Below are 19,906 nucleotides of genomic sequence, written 5' to 3' on the forward strand. Positions count from 1 at the left end.
CCGAAGGCTGCGAAAGCGATAAACCTGACACACCGCCTTCGCAGCCTCCGGCAGCTCCTACAGGTAACCCGAAATTGTTTGGGAAACGAACATGCTCCAGGTCGAAAAGCTTCATCAGTACTACGGCGGTAGCCACATCCTGCGCGGGCTGTCCTTTGATGTGAAGGTCGGTGAAGTGACGTGCCTGCTGGGCCGTAACGGCGTCGGCAAGACTACTTTGCTCAAAGTCCTCATGGGCCTGCTGCCTGCCAAAGAAGGCGCAGTGCAATGGGAAGGCAAAGCCATCACCGGTTTCAAACCTCATCAACGGGTGCATGCCGGGATCGCTTACGTGCCACAGGGCCGGGAAATTTTCGGCCGTTTGACCGTGGAAGAAAACCTGTTAATGGGGCTGTCGCGATTCCCGGGCTCTGAAGCCAAGGAAGTCCCGCCGTTTATCTACGAGCTGTTCCCGGTATTGCTGCAGATGAAACATCGACGCGGCGGTGATCTGTCCGGCGGTCAACAACAGCAGCTGGCGATTGGTCGTGCGCTGGCCAGCCGTCCTCGCCTGCTGATCCTCGACGAACCCACCGAAGGCATTCAGCCGTCGGTGATCAAGGAAATCGGCGCAGTAATCAAGAAGCTCGCCGAACGAGGTGACATGGCTATTCTGCTGGTTGAACAGTTCTACGACTTTGCCGCCGAACTGGCCGATCAGTACTTGGTGATGTCCCGCGGGGAAATCGTTCAGCAAGGCCGTGGCGAAAATATGGAAGCCGAAGGCGTGCGTGGTCTGGTGACCATCTGAGTGGTATTCCGTTAAGGTGCAGTTTTCCAGAACTGCTGTTTTCCAGAAGCATGAAAGCGATCACATGAATCTTCCCGCCCACACTGCGTTGTTCACACCCAGCTGGCATGCCGAGCTGGAGCTGGGCTATGGGCGTTTTGGCGACAGTACGCGACCCACCCAGCGCCGACACAAAGGCCCGCTACGGGTGCAAAAACACCTGTACGCCGAAGGCCCGGAAGTTTGCCAGCACATTATTGTTCATCCACCCGGCGGCATCGCCGGTGGCGACCGGCTGGACATCAGCGCCAGCGTCGGCCCTGATGCCTGGGCGCAGCTAACCAGCCCCGGTGCTGCCAAGTGGCATCGCGCGGCAGGTCCGGCGTATCAGCAACTTGATCTGAGCGTGGCGCCCGGTGCCACGTTGGAATGGCTGCCTCAGGAAACCATCGTGTTCAGTGCCGCACAGGCCGAACTGACCACGCGTATCGAGCTGCAAGGCAATGCCAGATTGTTTTATTGGGACGTCGTGGCGCTGGGCAGACCGGCGAGCGGCGAGCGTTTCGAGAGCGGGCACTTTCAGGCGCATCTGGATATACGTCGGGACGGCAAGTTGTTGTGGCATGAACGGCAACGGATCATTGGTGGCGACGGCTTGCTCGATTCACCGATTGGTCTGGATGGCAAAACAGTATTTGGCACGTTGCTGATCACCGGCGACATTGACAGCGAATTGCTTGAAGCCTGTCGCTCGGTGCCCAATGAGGTACGCGGTGACCTGACCCAACTGCCCGGTTTACTGGTGGCCCGTTGTCTGGCTGATGAGGCGCTGCATGCCCGGGCCTGGATGATCGAATTGTGGAAACTGCTGCGCCCCGCGCTGCTGGGCAGAGAGGCGGTGGCGCCGAGGATCTGGAGTACGTGATTTCGCTGTGTCGGCACCGACGCCTTCGCGAATGAATTCGCTCCCACAGGAGAAATTCGTTCTCCATGTGGGAGCGAATTCATTCGCGAAGTGGGCCGCCCAAACAACTAAAATTTATGACGGATTAAACATGGATCTCACCCCGCGCGAAAAAGACAAGATGCTGATTTTCACCGCTGGCCTGGTTGCCGAAAGGCGTCTGGCGCGTGGTGTGAAGCTCAACTACCCCGAAGCCATGGCTTACATCTCGGCGGCGCTGCTTGAAGGCGCACGCGACGGGCAAACCGTGGCCGACCTGATGCATTACGGCACCACCCTGCTGACTCGCGAACAGGTCATGGAAGGCATCCCGGAAATGATTCCTGAAATCCAGGTCGAGGCGACGTTCCCGGACGGCACAAAGCTGGTCACCGTGCATCAGCCAATTGCCTGATTAACTACACGACTGTGGAACCGATCATGAGTAACTCGATTCGCGACGCACTGCCAGCCGATCTGCCGGGCATCCTGGCGATTTACACCGACGCAGTGCTCAACACCACCGCGATCTGGAACGAGCAACCGGTTGACCTGGCCAATCGTCAGGCCTGGTTCGATGCACGTCAGGCTCAGGGTTATCCGATTCTGGTCGCCTTAGATGATCAAGGACAGGTCACGGGCTATTCGTCGTTTGGCGACTGGCGTCCTTTTGAAGGCTTCCGCCACACGGTCGAGCACTCGGTGTATGTCCGCGCCGATCAGCGCGGCAAAGGCCTGGGCCCCAAGCTGATGAAAGCCCTCATCGACCGCGCTCGCCTGTGCGACAAACACATCATGGTAGCGGCGATTGAAAGCGGTAACGCGGCCTCCATCGGTTTGCATGAGCGACTAGGCTTCATCATCACCGGCCAGATGCCGCAGGTAGGGACCAAATTCGGACGCTGGCTGGACCTGACGTTCATGCAACTGGATTTGTCTCCCGGCGCATCCGCCCCACCCTCGCAAGCTCCCGCATCCAACTGAGAGGCAATCATGAATCCTGCCCAGCTGCGCCGCGTTACCGACGAAAGCTTCGCCCATTACCGTAACGGTCTGGCGGCCTTGCTGATGGACGCCGTGCATAACGGCGCATCGGTGGGTTTCATGGCTGACCTGGACGCCGAGCAGGCTTACGCCTGGTGCGACGGGTTGCGAGAAGACGTCGCCGACGGCAGCTTGCTGTTATGGGTCGTGGTTCAGGATGAGCAGGTGCTGGCCAGCGCTCAGCTCGCGCTGTGTCAGAAAGCCAATGGCCTGAATCGGGCCGAAGTACAGAAATTAATGGTACTCAAGGACGCTAGACGTCGCGGGTTCGGCCTGCAATTGATGCAAGCGCTTGAACAGGCGGCTCGTCAGCTCAAGCGCGGCTTGCTGTTTCTGGACACCGAAGCCGGTTCGCCCGCTGAAGTGTTCTATCGCTCGCTGGACTACACCCGCGTCGGCGAACTGCCCAACTACTGCCAAAGCCCGGACGGCCGTTATACGCCGACCGCTATCTACTTCAAGACCTTGGGACAACCCGCATGATTCCTGGCCAATACCAGATTCAACCCGGTGAAATCGAGCTCAACGCCGGTCGCCGGACTATCAGCCTGAACGTCGCCAACAGTGGCGACCGGCCGATTCAGGTCGGCTCGCATTTCCATTTTTTTGAAACCAACGACGCCCTCACCTTCGACCGTGCGGCCAGCCGTGGCATGCGCCTGAACATCCCGGCCGGCACCGCCGTGCGCTTCGAGCCAGGCCAGTCGCGGGATGTGGAATTGGTGGATCTGGCAGGACTGCGGCGGGTGTTCGGCTTCGCCGGGCGAGTGATGGGCGATCTGTAGCCCCCGAACCGGAACCCTGTAGGAGTGAGCTTGCTCGCGATCGGCTGCGCAGCAGTCGCAAAAGTGGTGAACAAACCACCGCTGGAAAGTCGTTCCGACTTTATCGCGAGCAAGCTCACTTCTACAGGTCAGGTCAGGTCAGGTCAGGTCAGGTCAGGTCAGGTCAGGGTGCGCTCGGACATATTTTTGAATTCAAGGAATCGTCATGAAGATTTCCAGACAAGCCTATGCCGACATGTTCGGCCCCACCGTGGGCGACCGGGTACGGTTGGCCGACACCGAGCTGTGGATTGAGGTCGAAAAAGACTTCACGACTTATGGCGAAGAAGTGAAGTTCGGCGGCGGTAAGGTCATTCGTGACGGCATGGGCCAAGGCCAGTTACTCGCCGCCGAGGTCGTCGACACGCTGATCACCAACGCCTTGATCGTCGACCACTGGGGCATCGTCAAAGCCGACGTTGGCCTCAAGGACGGCCGCATCGCTGCCATCGGCAAAGCGGGCAACCCGGACATCCAGCCAGACGTCACTATCGCCATCGGCGCCTCCACCGAAATTATTGCCGGTGAAGGCATGATCCTCACCGCAGGCGGCGTCGACACACACATTCACTTCATCTGCCCGCAGCAGATCGAAGAGGCGTTGATGAGCGGCGTGACCACCATGATCGGCGGCGGTACCGGCCCGGCAACCGGCACCAACGCCACCACCGTGACGCCCGGCCCGTGGCATATGGCGCGCATGCTTCAAGCGGCAGATTCGTTCCCGATGAACATCGGCTTTACCGGCAAGGGCAACGTCAGCCTGCCCGGTCCATTGGTGGAGCAAGTCAAAGCCGGTGCAATTGGCCTGAAACTGCACGAAGACTGGGGCACCACGCCCGCAGCCATCGACAACTGCCTCAGCGTCGCCGACGAGTACGACGTGCAGGTCGCGATCCACACCGACACCCTGAACGAGTCCGGCTTCGTCGAAACGACGTTGGCGGCGTTCAAGAACCGTACGATTCACACCTATCACACCGAAGGTGCGGGCGGCGGTCACGCGCCGGACATCATCAAGGCCTGTGGCTTCCCGAACGTGTTGCCCAGTTCGACCAACCCGACCCGGCCGTTCACGCGCAACACCATCGACGAACACCTGGACATGCTGATGGTCTGCCATCACCTGGACCCAAGCATCGCCGAAGACGTGGCTTTCGCTGAAAGCCGTATTCGCCGGGAAACCATTGCCGCCGAAGATATCCTGCACGACCTGGGCGCGTTCTCGATGCTCAGCTCCGACAGCCAGGCCATGGGCCGGGTTGGCGAGGTGATCATGCGCACCTGGCAAACCGCCGACAAGATGAAGCGCCAGCGTGGTCCTTTGCCTGGTGATGGCGAGGGCAACGATAACTTCCGCGCCAAACGCTACATCGCCAAATACACCATCAACCCGGCGATCACCCATGGCATCAGCCATGAAGTCGGTTCGGTTGAAGTGGGTAAATGGGCGGACCTGGTGCTCTGGCGCCCTGCGTTTTTCGGCGTCAAACCGACGCTGATTCTCAAGGGCGGTGCGATTGCTGCGAGCCTGATGGGCGACGCCAACGCCTCGATCCCGACGCCGCAGCCCGTGCACTATCGGCCTATGTTCGCCAGCTATGGCAGCTCGTTACATGCAACCAGCCTGACCTTCATCAGCCAGGCGGCTTTCGATGCAGGTGTGCCGGAATCACTGGGGCTGAAAAAGGTGATCAGCGTCGTCAAAGGCTGCCGGTCCGTGCAGAAGAAAGACCTGATCCATAACGACTACCTGCCCAACATCGACGTCGACCCACAGACTTATCAGGTCAAGGCAGACGGTGTACTGCTCTGGTGCGAACCGGCAGATGTCTTGCCAATGGCGCAGCGGTACTTTCTGTTCTGACCGGGTGCGCTTGCAAACAAAGGCAGCTAAGGCTGCCTTTGTTCTTTTCCGGCAATGTCATGCCTGATGCCTGATAAAAAAGTCTCGTCGCCATCGAGCAGCTTTAACGCTTGCAGCGTGTCGTTGACAGCCTCGATCAGACCCAGATCCTCAGACGTACTGGTACCGTCCAGAACTCGCCGCAACGCCAGATAAAAACCCAGCTTGCCAAAGGCCACGTCATCCAGCCTCGCGCTCTTGCCGGTGTGGAGTTTTAATTCAGCCAGATTGATCTGTTGTTCAACAAACGTCGTGAAACGAGTTGTTAACATGTCGGCGCTCCTGCCAAATAGTCCCTGTGATCAGCCTAAGCCTAGCGCCTCGCTGCACAGACCGTCAGAAATGACAGCAGCCCTCCGGCAAATCTCGATACCGGTCATACAAAGGCGGTAGTATGCGCCCTCTCACATCAGCTTCCGCCTCCAGGTAATTACACATGCGCCTCTCCGAATTCATCGTTGCCCATGTGGATCGTATTGTCGATGAGTGGGAACACTTCGCCAAAACCATCAAGCCTGCCGCCGATACCATGAACAGTATCGAGTTGCGTGATCACGCCAAGGCCATTCTGCTGGCCGCAGCACGGGACATGAACACCTCGCAGACCAAAAGCGAGCAAGCGGCCAAGTCAAAGGGCGCAGACCTGCAAAAGACACCCAGCCTTGACGAGGCCGCCGCCAGCCACGGCGAACTGCGGCACATGGTCGGGTTTGATCTGGTGCAGATGACCTCAGAGTTCCGTCATCTGCGTGCCAGTGTCATCCGGTTGTGGGTCGAAAGCCTGAAAACGCCTGACCTGGCCTACTTCACTGACATGATCCGCTTCAACGAAGCCATCGACGAAGCATTGGCCGAGTCCACTGCAGCGTATGCAGAGCAAGTGGCACGGTCGCGAGATATCTTCCTGGCCATTCTGGGTCATGACCTGCGCGCGCCTCTGCAAGCGGTAGTCATGTCCGCCGACCTGCTGGAGCAAAGGAAGGACCTGGATGCCAAATCCCGAAGCTACGTTTCGCGGATCAAGAGCAGCACGCGGCATATGGGCGCGATGGTCAGCGATCTGCTGGAGTTCGTGCGCAGTCGTCTGGGAGCGAGCCTGCCGGTTGATCGCAAAAGCATGGACTTGGGCAGCGCCTGTCGCGAGGCCATAGACGAAGCCTGCGCCGGTCGCCCGGACTCGCACCCGCATCTGGAGATAGAAGGCGATACGGTCGGCCACTGGGACCGCGGACGTATCGACCAGTTACTGCAGAACCTGATCGGCAATGCTCTACAACATGGTGCGGGCGAGGAAGAGGTCAGTGTCAAAGTCAGCGGTGAGCAGGATCATGTGCAGTTGATCGTGCACAACCTCGGCGACCCCATTTCCGAAGACGCCATCGGCAGCATCTTTGACCCCTTGGTACGCGCCATCAGCGAAGGATCAACGCCCAGCGGCCGGTCCACCAGCCTCGGCCTGGGACTGTTCATCGTCAAGGAAGTGGTCAACGCCCACGGCGGCAGTATCACCGTGACGTCCAACGTGGGTGACGGGACAACGTTTACGGTGGTGTTGCCGAAGAGCGTTTAGCTGACTGGATGGATGCAATCTCATGTGGGAGCCGGGCTTGCCCGCGATAATGCCGCCGCGTATGTCAGTCAAATCGCGGTGATCTTATCGCGGGCAAGCCCGGCTCCCACATAAAAACCGCATTTATGGGAGCGGCCGCAGCCGGAGCTTAGCTCACCACTGCGCCCGCGGATCAAACGCTGCCTTGTCGGCCAGTTTTTTCCACAGTTCCTGCGTGGCATCGTTGGACGGTGGCATGACCACCTTGACCTGCGCCAACAGGTCACCACGCTGGCCCTGCTTGTTCAGCAGACCATTGCCCTTGATCCGCAGACGCTGACCATTCTGGCTGTCAGGGCGAATCGTCAGGTTGATCTTGCCAGTCAGGGTCGGCACAGCGACTTTCGCACCCAGCGCTGCTTCCCATGGAGCCACAGGGACGGTGATGATAAGGTCGTGACCTTCAACTTCGAACTTTGGATGCGGCGCGAGGCGAATGATCAGGTACAGATCACCGCTCTCACCACCTGCAACGCCTGGCGCACCCTGCCCCTTGAGGCGAATACGCTCGCCGTCGACGACCCCGGCAGGGATCTTCACATTCAGTGTCTTGGTGACATCAGCCACACGCTGGCCCGCTGCATTGTGCTGCGGCACCTTGAAGCTGACCTGCTTGGATTCGGCCGACAGCGTCTCCTCCAGGAAGATTGCCAATTCCATTTCGACGTCTTGTCCCTTGCGCCCAGGGTTGCGCGAGCGGCCGCCCTGCTGCTGCGCACGGCCACCGAAAATCGAGCTGAAAAAGTCTGAGAAGTCACCGTTATCGGCGCCGCCAAACCCGCCCGCACCGGCACGACTCTGCCAGCCCGGAGGGGCCTGGAAGGGTCGGCCCTGCTGACCGTATTTGCGGATATCGTCGTATTCAGCGCGCTTTTCAGGGCTGCTCAGTACCTCGTAGGCTTCGCTCGCTTCTTTGAATTTATCTTCTGCGCCAGCCTCTTTGCTCACGTCAGGGTGATACTTGCGGGCCAACTTGCGGTAAGCGACCTTGATCGCCTTCTCATCCGCAGTCGGATCCACCGCAAGAATCTTGTAATAGTCTTTGAAGTCCATCTAATGCGTTTCCCCGGTTATGCCGTGCTGCGCTGATACAGCGCACAGCATCCTCTATTTTGAGGTCTCTGAATCTAATACGTTGAGATGTATCGGCCGCCGAACCCGTCAGCTTGATGCTTGAAACGTTCGACGGCCTGATCTGTAGACAATTCCCAGAAGATTGGGGGTCTTGTTAGCCAGTTCAAGTCAGGCCGACAAATACACTTATCTACATTTAACCGATGTTTCGCCCTACGCATCCGTCGTGCACTGACATACACTGCGCGGCCGTTTTTTGACTGGAACGTAAAAGACATGAATGACCAATCCCCGGCCCGTGCCTGCGGCATCGACTTTGGCACGTCCAATTCCACCGTCGGCTGGTTGCGCCCCGGCATGGAATCGCTGATTGCGCTGGAGGACGACAAGATTACCCTGCCTTCGGTGGTGTTCTTCAATATGGAAGAGCGCCGCCCGGTCTATGGCCGTCTGGCGCTGCATGAATACCTGGAAGGCTACGAAGGTCGGCTGATGCGCTCGCTGAAGAGCCTGCTGGGCTCCAAGCTGATCAAGCACGACACCAGCGTGCTCGGCACGGCCATGCCGTTCAAGGACCTGCTGGCGCTGTTCATCGGCGAGCTGAAGAAACGCGCCGAAGCCAACGCCGGTCGTGAGTTCGAAGAAGTGGTGCTGGGTCGCCCGGTGCATTTCGTCGATGACGACATTACCGCTGATCAGGAAGCCGAAGACACGCTGGCCGAAGTCGCACGCAAGATCGGCTTCAAGGACGTGTCGTTCCAGTACGAGCCGATTGCTGCAGCGTTCGACTATGAATCCACGATCACTAAAGAAGAGCTGGTACTGATTGTCGACATCGGCGGTGGTACGTCGGACTTCTCTCTGGTGCGCCTGTCGCCTGATCGTCGCTTCTACGATGACCGTCACGAAGACATTCTCGCCACCGGTGGCGTGCACATTGGCGGTACCGACTTCGACAAGCAGTTGAGCATTCAAGGTGTCATGCCGCTGTTCGGCTATGGCAGCCGGATGAAAAGCCAGGCTTACATGCCGACCAGCCATCACATGAACCTGGCGACCTGGCACACCATCAACTCGGTCTATTCGCAGAAGTCTCAGCTGGCACTGGGTAGCATGCGTTATGACATCGAGGACACTCAGGGCATCGACCGCCTGTTCAAACTGATTGAACAGCGCGCCGGTCACTGGCTGGCCATGGAAGTCGAAGAAACCAAGATCCAGCTGACTCACAGCGAAAGCCGTCATTTGCCGATGGACCGTATCGAACCGGGTTTGAGCGTGGACCTGAGTCGGGCGATGTTCGAGGCCGCGATTGATTCGCAACTTGAACGCGTGCGTAACAGCGTGACTGAACTGCTGCTCAAGGCGGGTGCGGGGGTTGATCAGGTCAACACGGTGTTCTTCACCGGTGGCTCAAGCGGCATCCCGGCCCTGCGCAACAGCGTCTCAGCCATGCTGCCCAACGCGCGCCATGTTGAGGGGAATATCTTCGGCAGTATCGGTAGCGGGTTGGCGATCGAGGCCAAGAAGCGGTATGGCTAAAAACCACCGAAAATCTTCTGTAGGAGCGAGCTTGCTCGCGATAGCGCCAGATCAGTCGACACATTAGTCGCCTGTCAGATCCAATCGCGAGCAAGCTCGCTCCTGCAGATTCAGCTGCTGCTCTCTTACACCAACCCTTCGCGCTGCAACTCGCTCTTCAGGTACGCGTAGTAAATCGGCCCTGCCACAACACCCGGCAGGCCGAACGCGGCTTCGAATATCAGCATCGCCAGCAGTAATTCCCACGATTTGGCATTGATTTGCCCGCCGACGATCCTCGCGTTGAGGAAGTACTCGACCTTGTGGATCACGATCAGGTAACCCAACGCCGCCAAGGCGACCCAGATCGATATCGACATGCCGACGATGAAAATCAACGTATTGGACATCAAGTTACCCACCACCGGCAGCAGGCCGAGCAGGAAGGTCATGATGATCAGGGTTTTGGTCAGCGGCAGGTGAATCCCGCACAGCGGCAGGACGATAACCAGGAACACCGAAGTGAACGCGGTGTTCAGCAGAGAGATTTTGATCTGGGCGAAGACGATGTTGCGAAACGCCTTGCTCAACAGGCTCAAGCGATCAAACAGTGCTGCCGCCAGAGGCTTACGGGTATGCACATCGGATATCCGCTGCAAGGCGATGATCGCGCCCAGCACCATGCCGATCAGCATGGTGACGAACATGTGCGCCGCCCCTTTGCCAATCAACTGCAGCTCACCCACGTGTTTTTGTATCCACTCGCCCAGAGATATCCGGAACTCCGCAGCACTGGCGGGCAGATAGCCATCGACAAACGGCGGTAACTGCCCGCGGGCACGGTCCACCAGGATCATGAACTTATCGAGGGATGCGCCTGGATTCTCCGCTTCGTGCAGAACAAAGCTGAAAGCTCCGGCAAAAATCAACGCCAGTACGCTGACCACCAAAGTGCCCAGCAGCGCTACAGCAAGCCAGCGTGCCCGTTCCCCGGCAATCAGCCTTTGCAGCTTGGGCGTCAGCATGTTGACCAGTTCATAAACCAGCAAACCCGCCAACAGGCTAGGTAGCAGTTTGAACGGCAGAACCATCAACAGACCGCCAAATATCAGAATCCAGCTGGCCAACAAGACTTGTCGCGAGGAAAACGTTGGCATATAGCCTCAAGACGAACGGCGCAAAGAGGCAGGCAGTCTGCCAGCGTTCTGAGCTAAGGACCAGTGATCAGACGACCCCAACGGAAACGACTTACACACTGATGCAGAACTGGCCTGCATCAGACACCGGAATTAAAGGTTTCGGGGCCCTCAATGACGTGATATCGGGCGCCGAAACCGATTCTGAAAAATTATTTCTTCTTGAGACAATCGCTCATGAAGGTCTTGCGGGCATCGCCCTTGAGCGCCTGAGTGGTCGCAGTCGCGTTACAGGTTTTCATCTTGTCCTGCTGGGTTTTCGGTGGCGAAGCCTTCAGACACGTGCTCATGAACGCCTTGCGCTCATCGCCCTTGAGCGACTGGGCAGAAGCATCGGCATTACAACTTGTCATCTTGTTCTGTTGTGCGGTGGCAGCATAACCCTGGGCGCACAGCAACAGACCCACCAGCAATAACGGGACGCGCAGCATTCTCATTGTTCTTCTCTCCGCAGTGGCCATGCTGACCTGCGTGGCCTGCTTCGAGTGTAGCCAAAGAACCTGCTGCGCGATCCTGCCTGCTCTACCCTGTGATGCGCGTATCGACGTCGATGTGGACCTGTAAATCCTCCTCTTCGACGCTGTGAATCGACACATCAGTAATGCCCGACGCGTGAGGTGTTGTCAGATCGACGGCCGTCGAGTGGTGAACATCGTCTAGTGCGACGTGATGCTTCTGTGCAAGCTCATGGACTACCTCGATGATCGGCACATCCAGATCCTCGATCACATCCACATGATGCTCACCCGCCAGGGTGTACTCGATTTCATAGTGTTCTTTATCGCTCATTGCATCACTCCAATACCGGCCCGCTCGGGCGGCAAACTACGAACAACGACTCAAAACAACTAAAGGCCCGCAGCCTTGAGGCGTGCGGCGTGCTCAACAAACAGCTTCACAGGGTCGGCACCTTTGCCCACCAGCCCAAAGGTTTGGTTGACGATGTCGAAGTGGTCGAGAGGGTAGTCATCACCGATGACGGTTCCGAGGTGAGAACTGAATTTCCCGACCATGCCATCACATTGACCGCGCTCTTTTGTGAACGTGCGAGCGAATATTCGACAGGTCACATTAGTGCCGTCCAGGCGGTTACGACCGCTGTCACTCAGCCCAGCCTGCAAGGTGCCGGACCATGAGTAATAACGCACACCGTTGACCAACTCCTCACCCTGTCCGCCCCAGGTAGCCGGCAAGCCCTGAGGATATTGGCTGTTGAATAAGGCCACACCTGCGCTGGTCAGGGACTTGTGCGATGCCGTGACATCAGTCGGCAGCCGTGTGCCGCGATAGCCGGTGTCCAGCATTGCCATGACCCACACCATGACGCGCAACAGCGTGTTGAGCAGCCAGCCGCGCAGGGTTCGCTCGGGAAAATTGCGTTCGAGAAAATCCGCCAGCTCCGATCCGTGATTGGGCCCCGCGACCGAGGTGACCGACGCAACCAGATCCGGGCGTTTGGCAGCCACATACCGGATGGTCAGCGCGCCTTGGCTGTGGCCGATGAGATTGACCTTCCCGGCACCGGTCCTTTCCAGCATTTCGACGATCAGCGCGATCAACTGCTCGCCGCGCACTTCCGAGGAGTTGACCGCCGAGACCATCACCGGCGTGACGGTAGCGCCCCCACGACGCAATGCCCGAACGATGCCGTACCAGTACGGGTAGATCACCAGCCTGACGAAGCCCAGCAAACCGGGGACCAGCACCAGCGGGTAACGAGTCGCTTGTTCCTGACTCATGACGAAGCCTCCTTGCGAGCGATCAACCGGGCATGACTGAACCATAGCGGTAATTGACTCAAACGCAGGCGCAGCAGGCTTTACTCTCCGACAATCTGCCGCGTGGTAAACGATAGTGTTCAAAGGCCATCAAATAATCGAACTCTCGCGCACCTCCATAGCTCCAAGCTGCAACGGGCCAACAATGGCTCAGTCATTGGAGTGGTTGTCATGATCAAGAAGAGCCTCGCAGCAGCATTCGTTATCGCCGCAGTCAGCGGTTGCGCCAACACCACCGTGCAGAACCCGGTGGACTACGTGACCTATCGCAATGAGCCGCTGGTCAAGCAAGTCGAAGACGGCATGACCGAGCAGCAAGTGCTGACCATCGGCGGTACGCCGTCGACTCGCGTACAGCGCAAGGTTCATCCGGGTGTTTGCAATAACTACGTGATGAATAAAGACGGCCACGAGCAGGTCTATCACGTCAGCTTCAACGCCAACGGTCGCGTGGACAACAAGGGTTTCATGACCTGCGAGCAACGCGAAGCCAACGAACGCGCCATGTAAGTCGCTCGTTGATACGCAAAAGCCCGATGCATATGCATCGGGCTTTTTATTGGGCGGCGCCTTTGAAGGTGCAGCTTTTACAGCTTAGAAAACCAGCTTGAACAGGGCGATGACCACAATCAGGCCGATCAGGAAGATGATGCCGATGGTGCTGCCGAGGAACTTGAGCATTGTGTATCTCCATATATTTTCGTCTCAAGGTTGGGACCGCAGCGTGCAGTAGTCGTTTCCTAATATTTCTTTCATCAACCGATGGCACAAAAGAATAAAACTTTTGCCGAAGCGGACCACTCACACCTATGACCGATCATGCCGGGCGCTTGTCAACGCAGTAGAAGACTGGCGCATCAAGAGCGAGACGGATACCGGATTAGCTTTGGAGATAAACCATGAATCAAGCCCAGCAATTGTCTGATGTGAGCACCCTGCGCGAACGTGCGCGTCATAACGTGGAAAACGGTGCAGTCACCGAAGGTTACAGCGCCGATCGTGAAACAGTATTACGTTTGCTGAACGAGTCACTGGCGACCGAACTGGTGTGCGTGCTGCGTTACAAGCGCCACTACTATATGGCGACCGGCCTCAAAGCGAGCGTCGCAGCCGCCGAGTTCCTTGAGCATGCGCAACAGGAAGCCGAACACGCCGATCTACTGGCCGAGCGCATCGTGCAACTGGGTGGCGAGCCGGAATTCAACCCTGACCTGTTGTCGAAGAACTCCCACGCTCAATACGTGGCAGGCACCACCCTGAAAGAAATGGTCTACGAAGACCTGGTGGCTGAGCGTATAGCCATCGATAGCTACAGCGAGATCATCAAGTACATCGGCGAAGATGACCCGACCACTCGCCGTATCTTCGAGACCATTCTGGCTCAGGAAGAAGAACACGCCGATGACATGGCGGATATCCTCAACGACCTGTGATGGGTGAGTTGTGATGTAAAAGCCAGGACTCTGTCCTGGCTTTTTTGTGTCTGCCAACGCGAGCTGTAGGACTGGCCGAGATCCTGTGGGACCGAATTCATTCGGGAAAGCAGTATTTCTGACGACTCATTTTTAGTGGCTGTACCGGTCTCTTCCCGGCTCAAACCGGTCCCACTTGATTGCGTTAACCCTGTAGGAGCCGAGCTTGCTCGCGATGAACGATGACGCGGTACGGCTATAAACCGCGTCGCCAATATCGCGAGCAAGCTCGGCTCCTACAGAGAGGTGTGGCGCTCCAGTTCTACTGCACCGTCTTCGGCGCCTTGCCCGACCTCATCTGCTCCAGCAACGGTGCGCACTGATTGGGTTCTTCGCCACTGCTCGGCGCAACCAGGGCGAGTAACCCGGCTGCTGGCCCTACCGTAGCCCCTAGCAACACCATCCCGGCGCCGCGCAACAACAATGGCCCGGTTTGCACGCCCGCGCTCGGTTTGGCGAATGGCCCGCGAACATACAGCGGCGAGCGCAACGAGAAGACCCGGAAGCCTTTCGACTCGGGCTTGATCGCCAGGTCCAGTTGCTCGGTTTTGAAGTTGGCAGTGCCGTCAATAAAGATGATCGCGTTCTCGGTATCGAACACAAACAAACGAGGCGTGGCCAGGCCATCCTTGATACCCAGGTCTGAAGCCGCGCAGTTGATCTTCACGTCCTGATCGCCGAACAACTTGCCCACCACATAATTGCCCACGTTGAGCCCGGCGATCTCCATCAGGCTGCGGCTGATGGCCCCATCGTTAACCAGCATCTTCAAGTCGCCATTCGCAGTGGCCAACAGCGCCGCAACCGAATTACCCTTGCCACTGATATCCGCGTCGCCAGCCAACTCACCAAAACTGGTTTTCATCGGTTCAAACGTCGGGAACAGTTGTTTGAGTTTGAGGTTGCGCGCCGAAAGCTTCGCCCGCCCCTGCAAAGGCGTACTGCGGCCATCCAGACGAATGTCAGCATCCAGCTTGCCGCCAGCCACGCCAAAGCGCAGCGGCTGCAAGCTCAATTGGCCGTCGTTAAGCACCACATGGGTGTACAGGTCGGAGAACGGGAGGTCCGGGCTTTGCACAATGCGCTTACCGGTAAACTCGACATCGGCATCCATGGCTCGCCAGCGATCAGTCTGGAACTCCTCGACGGGCAGGACTTTGCCAGTCGGTTGCTTGCTGTCGCCGCCGCGTTTTTTCTGGGCCGCATTGGAGTCCGCCCCAATCAATGGAGCCAGATCCGTAAACAGCAACTGATTGGAAACCAGCGCCCCGGTCAGCTTCGGACGAGGCTGACTGGCGACAAAGCCCAGGTCGCCATGAATGTCGCTGTTGCCGATCTTGCCGTTGAAGCCTTCATAGCGAAAGTTGGCGCCTGCCGGATCATGAATTTTGGCGATCAGTCGGCCGTCGGTGGAGTAAGCCGGTGAATCGGGGAGCGTCACCCCGGTCAACGGATAAAGGTTACCCAGACTGCTGCCCGACAACTTGAGGCGCAGGTCCAGCGCACCGAGGTTCTGCGGATCAGTCACTGTGCCCGCAACCGCTGCGTGCGTGTCCCCAACGTGGGCATCAACCTGCACCGGGAACGGCTGAGATGCGTCCTTGAGCGCCAGCAGCCCACCGAGCTTGCCGCTGCCGTTAAGTTTCTGGCCTTTGTACTGGCCCTTGAACGTCACGCCAAACGCATAATCCTGCGTCCTTACGCCTTTTTCTTCGGCCTTCTTCGCGTCGCCACTGCCGACAATGTCGCCGAAAGGAATGGGTTTACCCAGTGGGTCAATAACCAGATCCACCTGAGTATTCAGGGTTTGATCGCTGAAACTCACCAGTCCCTTGTCAAATTTGATAGCGCCGATATCCAGCACCCAACTCGAAGGTTTGGCGTCAGGGTCAGACTTCGGCAAATCAAACACCCAGTTGGCGCGGCCGTCGGCAAGACGCTCCAGTTTTGCGTCGGGTCCGGTCAGGTCAATGCGCGGGATGACGACGTGCTGCACGATCAACGGCAACGGTGAAAGACGAAACTCAACGCGTTTGAGCGTGACCATTTGCGGCGTTTTCGACCATTCGGGATTGCCCAGGCTCAGGTCTTCGGCAACGAAACGCGGCCATGGTACCCAGGCCCGCCAACCGCCCTCTTCCGGTTCGCGGCCCCATATCACCGCCAGGTTGCCGTTGATAGCAAAGGGCCGATGCAGCGCTTCACTGACTTTTTCGTTGAGCGTCGGCTTGATGCGGTTCCAGTCAAACGTGGCGATCACAACGACCAATACGGCCAGCACCAACAACAGAATGGCACCGGTCCAGGCAAAAATTTTACGGCTGCGCGTCATTGCATGACTCTCCAGATAACAACAGGCCGGCCCTGGCCTGTTGCAGTCGACTTTGAACTTCGACTGATAAAAACCCTGAGGGTTTGGTCGGATGTGCAAATTACAGCATTGCGCTGAAAACCCAATGGCTTACCTCCCCTGCATGCCTGCAAGCCACAGCCGACAAGGGCTGGCGGATCAATCAATATTGTTGATTTCCACCATTAGGAATACGAACTTTTATATCGACAGGCCAAGAGTAATATCGCTGCCATACACAACCCCGGAAGCTCTTGAGAGGAGCGAATATCATGAACCGCCACGCATGGCTTGCACTGACCCTTTCCTTTTTGGCCGCTAACGTCTGGGCCGTACCTGCGCCCGAGCGCGAACCTAGCGCCGAAGCGAAGATGGGCATGCAGACCGTGCATGAGACAGTTGCGCAGGATGGCCACGCGCAGTTGATCAAGCAGTATCAGCGGGTTTAGAAACTAAAAATCTCCCATCCAGACAATATTCAACTATTTGATTTGGAGTGCTTTTTATCCTGTAGGAGCGCGCTTGCCCGCGATTCGGTATGTCAGTCGATAAATATGTCGGCTGCATTGACGCTATCGCGGGCAAGCGCGCTCCTACAGGTTCTGTGTTTGCCGCGCGACAGCGGCGGCTGTAGACGAGTTGGCAGCGCCTGCGGGTGGCCGATCAACTGCCCCTGGCTAAAACCCCTTCAACGCAGCCAAAGCTCATTTGCTAGAGTGCTGCTCTGTCATCCCTGATTTGTCTATCGTCATGTTGCCCCGCGCTGAACAGAAACAACAAACGCGTCATGCCTTGCTCAACGCCGCCCATACGCTGATGGAAAGTGGGCGCGGGTTCGGCAGCCTGAGCCTGAGGGAAGTAGCGCGCACCGCAGGTATCGTCCCTACAGGTTTCTATCGCCATTTCGATGATATGGACCAGTTGGGTCTGGCTTTGGTCAGCGAGGTCGGCCAGACGTTTCGGGAAACCCTGCGGCTGGTCAGGCACAACGAATTTGTCATGGGCGGCCTCATCGAAGCCTCGGTGCGAATCTTCCTTGAAGTGGTCGCAGCCAAGCGCGCGCAATTTCTATTCCTGGCTCGCGAGCAATACGGTGGGTCGCGGCAAGTGCGACAAGCGCTCTGCGCACTGCGCGATGGCATCAGTGCCGACCTGGCGACTGACTTGGGCACCATGCCCAAATGGCAGCATCTGGATACAGCAGCGCTTTCAATCCTCGCTGATCTGGTGGTCAAAAGCGTCTTTGCCATGTTGCCGGAATTGATTGACCCGCCCAGCGATGCGCTGCCTGCGCACCTGAAGCCGCAAGCCAAGATCACCCATCAGTTACGTTTCATTTTTAGCGGTGCCAAGCATTGGCGCGGTTTGGGAAGCTCCGAACCATCCTGATACATATTGGTGCAACCTCAAGGAGCGGCACCTATTTAGTGCGCAACATCCCACTCACAAATCTCTTTCCTGCCTTTTCCGTCAGCTTTTTCCCACAGCGCTCGCTGTTGGCAAGCCCCTTGCTCTGATTTGAAGCATCGCAATTAGCTGGATGCCTTCCGATGCTGGTGATTCACAAAAGAATCGAATCTCAACCCGAATGGGCCGCCGAGCTGCATTTGAATTTCGAAGCGCGCAGCAAAAGCCGCCTGCGTTGCTATAGCGCCGAGGGTGAGGATGTTGGTCTGTTCCTGGAGCGCGGCCAGCCACCGCTGTACGACGGCGAATGCCTTCAGGCTGAAGATGGACGTATCGTCCGTGTCTGCGCCCGTCCCGAGCAACTGATGCACGTGACCTGCAGCAGCACTTTCGAACTGACCCGTGCCGCCTACCATTTGGGCAACCGCCACGTCGCGCTGCAAGTCGGTGACGGCTGGCTGCGCCTGCTGGACGACTACGTGCTGAAGGCCATGCTCGATCAACTGGGCGCCACAACTGAATCCATCGAAGCACCCTTCTCTCCGGAAAGCGGTGCCTATGGCGGCGGTCATCACCACTCCCGGGCGGGTGAAGAAGACTTCAACTACCCACCAAAACTGCACCAGTTTGGCGTGCGTACATGAATAGTGCCTGGGCGCTGCTGCGCCTGGCCAGTCCGCAACTGCCGATTGGCGGCTACAGCTACTCCCAGGGCCTTGAAATGGCGGTGGAAAACCTCGTCGTTGTCGACCCGGGCACTGCGTCACGCTGGATAAGCGATCAATTACTGCTCAACCTGGCGCGCTTTGAGGCCCCGCTGCTTTTGGCCCACTGCACGGCAGCTGCCGAAGATGACTGGTGTCAGTTGCTGCAACTGAGCAACGAACACCGTGCCAGCCGGGAAACCCGTGAGCTGAATCAGGAAAGCCGCCAGATGGGCTATTCGTTGCAGCAATTGCTCAACGGCCTGCCTGAACTGGACCGCCCCGCGCGCGCATTCCTGGCACAAACCGAAGAGCCGCATCTGGCGCTGGGCTGGGCTTTGGCCGCTCGTGCCTGGCAGATCAGCCCGCAGGATGCGCTGGCCGCCTGGTTGTGGAGCTGGCTGGAAAACCAGCTGGCCGTCCTGATGAAAACCCTGCCACTGGGCCAGCAGGCCGCTCAACGCCTGACCAGTGAGTTATTGCCCCTTTTGCAGCAAGCCCAGCAGCACGCTACAGCACTTGACCCGCACCATATTGGCAGCGCCGCTTTTGGCTTGTCATTGGCGAGCATGGCCCATGAACGCCAATACAGCCGACTGTTTCGGTCCTGACTTTCTACCCAACACAGCTACACAACACAGCTGCATAACAGAACTTACGCACTAGAGCTCAACGGAGAATTCAATGAATAGCCAACCTCTGCGCGTCGGCATCGGTGGTCCGGTCGGATCGGGCAAAACAGCCCTGACACTGGCGCTGTGCCTGGCGCTGCGCGAGCGCTACAACCTGGCGGTCGTCACCAACGATATCTACACCCGTGAAGACGCAGACTTTCTGGTGCGCAACGAAGCCCTGGCACCAGAGCGAATTATTGGTGTTGAAACCGGCGGCTGCCCGCACACGGCCATTCGCGAAGACGCATCGATCAACCTCGAAGCCGTCGACCAGTTGAATCGCCGCTTTGAAGGTCTGGACCTGATCATCGTCGAGTCCGGCGGGGATAATCTTTCGGCCACCTTCAGCCCAGAGCTGTCGGACCTGACCATCTACGTGATCGACGTGTCTGCCGGTGACAAGCTGCCTCGCAAAGGCGGACCGGGCATCTGTAAATCCGACTTGCTGGTGATCAATAAAATCGACCTGGCACCGCTGGTGGGTGCGTCACTGGAAATGATGGATCGCGACACGAAAAAGATGCGTGGCGAAAAACCTTTCGTCTTCAGTAATCAGAAAACCGGCCAGGGTCTGGAACAGATCATCGCCTTCATCGAACGCCAGGGTCTGCTGACCGACGCGGCATGATTTCACT

General features: G+C 57.9%; 23 protein-coding genes. 16 read left to right on the forward strand and 7 right to left on the reverse strand.

All coding sequences use genetic code 11. The features are described 5' to 3' along the window. The first annotated feature begins 91 nt into the window (after positions 1-91). The 7 genes from urtE to ureC all read left to right on the forward strand — a co-directional run bounded on the left by urtE (position 92) and on the right by ureC (position 5,447). On the forward strand, positions 92-790 hold the full coding sequence (urtE, locus tag EE949_RS04070; protein WP_122663098.1) for an urea ABC transporter ATP-binding subunit UrtE: 699 nt from the start codon (positions 92-94) through the stop codon (positions 788-790). 64 nt (positions 791-854) lie between these two features. Then, complete coding sequence (locus tag EE949_RS04075) at positions 855-1,694, forward strand: urease accessory protein UreD (protein ID WP_122663099.1); 840 nt, start codon at positions 855-857, stop codon at positions 1,692-1,694. 130 nt (positions 1,695-1,824) lie between these two features. Further along, positions 1,825-2,127, forward strand: coding sequence for an urease subunit gamma (locus EE949_RS04080; RefSeq protein WP_027902525.1), 303 nt, complete (start codon positions 1,825-1,827; stop codon positions 2,125-2,127). A 26-nt stretch (positions 2,128-2,153) separates the two neighbouring features. Continuing rightward, the gene (locus EE949_RS04085) at positions 2,154-2,696 is read left to right on the forward strand and encodes a GNAT family N-acetyltransferase (protein WP_122663100.1); all 543 of its coding nucleotides are present in this window, start codon (positions 2,154-2,156) and stop codon (positions 2,694-2,696) included. A gap of 9 nt (positions 2,697-2,705) precedes the next feature. After that, positions 2,706-3,239 carry a GNAT family N-acetyltransferase gene (locus tag EE949_RS04090; protein WP_122663101.1) on the forward strand — a complete coding sequence of 178 codons (534 nt, stop codon included), beginning with the start codon at positions 2,706-2,708 and terminating at the stop codon, positions 3,237-3,239. Next, entirely contained in the window at positions 3,236-3,541 is a 306-nt protein-coding gene (locus EE949_RS04095; RefSeq protein WP_087269742.1) for an urease subunit beta, read from the forward strand. The genes EE949_RS04090 and EE949_RS04095 overlap by 4 nt, the downstream gene beginning before the upstream one ends. Positions 3,542-3,746: 205 nt before the next feature. Continuing rightward, entirely contained in the window at positions 3,747-5,447 is a 1,701-nt protein-coding gene (gene ureC, locus EE949_RS04100; protein ID WP_122663102.1) for an urease subunit alpha, read from the forward strand. A 26-nt stretch (positions 5,448-5,473) separates the two neighbouring features. Here the strand turns inward: ureC and EE949_RS04105 are convergent, their stop codons facing one another. After that, positions 5,474-5,758: a hypothetical protein gene (locus EE949_RS04105; RefSeq protein ID WP_122663103.1), complete on the reverse strand. Its 285-nt coding sequence runs from the start codon at positions 5,756-5,758 to the stop codon at positions 5,474-5,476. A 164-nt stretch (positions 5,759-5,922) separates the two neighbouring features. Between EE949_RS04105 and EE949_RS04110 the strand changes: the two genes are divergently transcribed. After that, complete coding sequence (locus tag EE949_RS04110; protein ID WP_122663104.1) at positions 5,923-7,056, forward strand: sensor histidine kinase; 1,134 nt, start codon at positions 5,923-5,925, stop codon at positions 7,054-7,056. A gap of 153 nt (positions 7,057-7,209) precedes the next feature. On the opposite strand, the gene cbpA is transcribed toward EE949_RS04110, so the two are convergent. After that, a complete protein-coding gene (cbpA, locus tag EE949_RS04115) occupies positions 7,210-8,148 on the reverse strand; it encodes a curved DNA-binding protein (RefSeq protein ID WP_122663105.1) in 939 nt (312 codons plus the stop codon). 297 nt (positions 8,149-8,445) lie between these two features. Between cbpA and EE949_RS04120 the strand changes: the two genes are divergently transcribed. Further along, positions 8,446-9,711 carry an Hsp70 family protein gene (locus EE949_RS04120; RefSeq protein ID WP_122663106.1) on the forward strand — a complete coding sequence of 422 codons (1,266 nt, stop codon included), beginning with the start codon at positions 8,446-8,448 and terminating at the stop codon, positions 9,709-9,711. Between the two features lie 125 nt (positions 9,712-9,836). On the opposite strand, the gene EE949_RS04125 is transcribed toward EE949_RS04120, so the two are convergent. From EE949_RS04125 to EE949_RS04140, 4 genes are all read right to left on the reverse strand, one after another. Then, complete coding sequence (locus tag EE949_RS04125; protein WP_122663107.1) at positions 9,837-10,847, reverse strand: AI-2E family transporter; 1,011 nt, start codon at positions 10,845-10,847, stop codon at positions 9,837-9,839. A gap of 191 nt (positions 10,848-11,038) precedes the next feature. Further along, entirely contained in the window at positions 11,039-11,323 is a 285-nt protein-coding gene (locus tag EE949_RS04130) for a PsiF family protein (protein WP_122663108.1), read from the reverse strand. 85 nt (positions 11,324-11,408) lie between these two features. Beyond that, a complete protein-coding gene (locus EE949_RS04135) occupies positions 11,409-11,675 on the reverse strand; it encodes a hypothetical protein (protein WP_122663109.1) in 267 nt (88 codons plus the stop codon). Positions 11,676-11,734: 59 nt separating this feature from the next. Further along, positions 11,735-12,625 (reverse strand): esterase/lipase family protein, encoded by an 891-nt coding sequence (locus tag EE949_RS04140; RefSeq protein ID WP_122663110.1) that lies wholly within the window; start codon positions 12,623-12,625, stop codon positions 11,735-11,737. 210 nt (positions 12,626-12,835) lie between these two features. On the opposite strand from EE949_RS04140, the gene osmE reads away from it, so the two are divergent. Together osmE and EE949_RS04150 are read left to right on the forward strand one after the other, a co-directional pair. Next, on the forward strand, positions 12,836-13,174 hold the full coding sequence (gene osmE / locus EE949_RS04145; RefSeq protein ID WP_027902910.1) for an osmotically-inducible lipoprotein OsmE: 339 nt from the start codon (positions 12,836-12,838) through the stop codon (positions 13,172-13,174). 389 nt (positions 13,175-13,563) lie between these two features. After that, on the forward strand, positions 13,564-14,097 hold the full coding sequence (locus EE949_RS04150; protein WP_122663111.1) for a ferritin-like domain-containing protein: 534 nt from the start codon (positions 13,564-13,566) through the stop codon (positions 14,095-14,097). 301 nt (positions 14,098-14,398) lie between these two features. Here the strand turns inward: EE949_RS04150 and EE949_RS04155 are convergent, their stop codons facing one another. Then, positions 14,399-16,468, reverse strand: coding sequence for an AsmA family protein (locus tag EE949_RS04155; protein ID WP_122663112.1), 2,070 nt, complete (start codon positions 16,466-16,468; stop codon positions 14,399-14,401). Positions 16,469-16,758: 290 nt separating this feature from the next. Here EE949_RS04155 and EE949_RS29375 point away from each other — a divergent pair, with 290 nt between their 5' ends. The 5 genes from EE949_RS29375 to ureG all read left to right on the forward strand — a co-directional run bounded on the left by EE949_RS29375 (position 16,759) and on the right by ureG (position 19,899). Continuing rightward, positions 16,759-16,935 (forward strand): hypothetical protein, encoded by a 177-nt coding sequence (locus tag EE949_RS29375; RefSeq protein ID WP_162874427.1) that lies wholly within the window; start codon positions 16,759-16,761, stop codon positions 16,933-16,935. A gap of 301 nt (positions 16,936-17,236) precedes the next feature. Continuing rightward, entirely contained in the window at positions 17,237-17,875 is a 639-nt protein-coding gene (locus EE949_RS04160; RefSeq protein ID WP_122663113.1) for a TetR family transcriptional regulator, read from the forward strand. 161 nt (positions 17,876-18,036) lie between these two features. Then, a complete protein-coding gene (gene ureE / locus EE949_RS04165) occupies positions 18,037-18,537 on the forward strand; it encodes an urease accessory protein UreE (RefSeq protein ID WP_122663114.1) in 501 nt (166 codons plus the stop codon). Beyond that, positions 18,534-19,208 (forward strand): urease accessory protein UreF, encoded by a 675-nt coding sequence (locus tag EE949_RS04170; RefSeq protein ID WP_122663115.1) that lies wholly within the window; start codon positions 18,534-18,536, stop codon positions 19,206-19,208. The genes ureE and EE949_RS04170 overlap by 4 nt, the downstream gene beginning before the upstream one ends. A gap of 73 nt (positions 19,209-19,281) precedes the next feature. Further along, on the forward strand, positions 19,282-19,899 hold the full coding sequence (gene ureG, locus EE949_RS04175; RefSeq protein WP_122663116.1) for an urease accessory protein UreG: 618 nt from the start codon (positions 19,282-19,284) through the stop codon (positions 19,897-19,899). Positions 19,900-19,906 lie beyond the last annotated feature (7 nt).

The organism is Pseudomonas viridiflava, assembly GCF_900602065.1.
GTDB lineage: Bacteria > Pseudomonadota > Gammaproteobacteria > Pseudomonadales > Pseudomonadaceae > Aquipseudomonas.

What these genes read in the sequence shown, in the direction of transcription:
- EE949_RS04105 (WP_122663103.1), bottom strand. Translation starts at nt 5,758, where the DNA reads ATGTTAACAACTCGTTTCACGACGTTTGTTGAACAACAGATCAATCTG.
- EE949_RS04125 (WP_122663107.1), bottom strand. Translation starts at nt 10,847, where the DNA reads ATGCCAACGTTTTCCTCGCGACAAGTCTTGTTGGCCAGCTGGATTCTG.
- ureC (WP_122663102.1), top strand. Translation starts at nt 3,747, where the DNA reads ATGAAGATTTCCAGACAAGCCTATGCCGACATGTTCGGCCCCACCGTG.
- EE949_RS04090 (WP_122663101.1), top strand. Translation starts at nt 2,706, where the DNA reads ATGAATCCTGCCCAGCTGCGCCGCGTTACCGACGAAAGCTTCGCCCAT.
- EE949_RS04155 (WP_122663112.1), bottom strand. Translation starts at nt 16,468, where the DNA reads ATGACGCGCAGCCGTAAAATTTTTGCCTGGACCGGTGCCATTCTGTTG.
- osmE (WP_027902910.1), top strand. Translation starts at nt 12,836, where the DNA reads ATGATCAAGAAGAGCCTCGCAGCAGCATTCGTTATCGCCGCAGTCAGC.
- EE949_RS04080 (WP_027902525.1), top strand. Translation starts at nt 1,825, where the DNA reads ATGGATCTCACCCCGCGCGAAAAAGACAAGATGCTGATTTTCACCGCT.
- ureE (WP_122663114.1), top strand. Translation starts at nt 18,037, where the DNA reads ATGCTGGTGATTCACAAAAGAATCGAATCTCAACCCGAATGGGCCGCC.
- EE949_RS29375 (WP_162874427.1), top strand. Translation starts at nt 16,759, where the DNA reads ATGAACCGCCACGCATGGCTTGCACTGACCCTTTCCTTTTTGGCCGCT.
- EE949_RS04110 (WP_122663104.1), top strand. Translation starts at nt 5,923, where the DNA reads ATGCGCCTCTCCGAATTCATCGTTGCCCATGTGGATCGTATTGTCGAT.
- EE949_RS04075 (WP_122663099.1), top strand. Translation starts at nt 855, where the DNA reads ATGAATCTTCCCGCCCACACTGCGTTGTTCACACCCAGCTGGCATGCC.
- EE949_RS04135 (WP_122663109.1), bottom strand. Translation starts at nt 11,675, where the DNA reads ATGAGCGATAAAGAACACTATGAAATCGAGTACACCCTGGCGGGTGAG.
- cbpA (WP_122663105.1), bottom strand. Translation starts at nt 8,148, where the DNA reads ATGGACTTCAAAGACTATTACAAGATTCTTGCGGTGGATCCGACTGCG.
- EE949_RS04120 (WP_122663106.1), top strand. Translation starts at nt 8,446, where the DNA reads ATGAATGACCAATCCCCGGCCCGTGCCTGCGGCATCGACTTTGGCACG.
- EE949_RS04170 (WP_122663115.1), top strand. Translation starts at nt 18,534, where the DNA reads ATGAATAGTGCCTGGGCGCTGCTGCGCCTGGCCAGTCCGCAACTGCCG.
- EE949_RS04140 (WP_122663110.1), bottom strand. Translation starts at nt 12,625, where the DNA reads ATGAGTCAGGAACAAGCGACTCGTTACCCGCTGGTGCTGGTCCCCGGT.
- ureG (WP_122663116.1), top strand. Translation starts at nt 19,282, where the DNA reads ATGAATAGCCAACCTCTGCGCGTCGGCATCGGTGGTCCGGTCGGATCG.
- urtE (WP_122663098.1), top strand. Translation starts at nt 92, where the DNA reads ATGCTCCAGGTCGAAAAGCTTCATCAGTACTACGGCGGTAGCCACATC.
- EE949_RS04095 (WP_087269742.1), top strand. Translation starts at nt 3,236, where the DNA reads ATGATTCCTGGCCAATACCAGATTCAACCCGGTGAAATCGAGCTCAAC.
- EE949_RS04150 (WP_122663111.1), top strand. Translation starts at nt 13,564, where the DNA reads ATGAATCAAGCCCAGCAATTGTCTGATGTGAGCACCCTGCGCGAACGT.
- EE949_RS04160 (WP_122663113.1), top strand. Translation starts at nt 17,237, where the DNA reads ATGTTGCCCCGCGCTGAACAGAAACAACAAACGCGTCATGCCTTGCTC.
- EE949_RS04130 (WP_122663108.1), bottom strand. Translation starts at nt 11,323, where the DNA reads ATGAGAATGCTGCGCGTCCCGTTATTGCTGGTGGGTCTGTTGCTGTGC.
- EE949_RS04085 (WP_122663100.1), top strand. Translation starts at nt 2,154, where the DNA reads ATGAGTAACTCGATTCGCGACGCACTGCCAGCCGATCTGCCGGGCATC.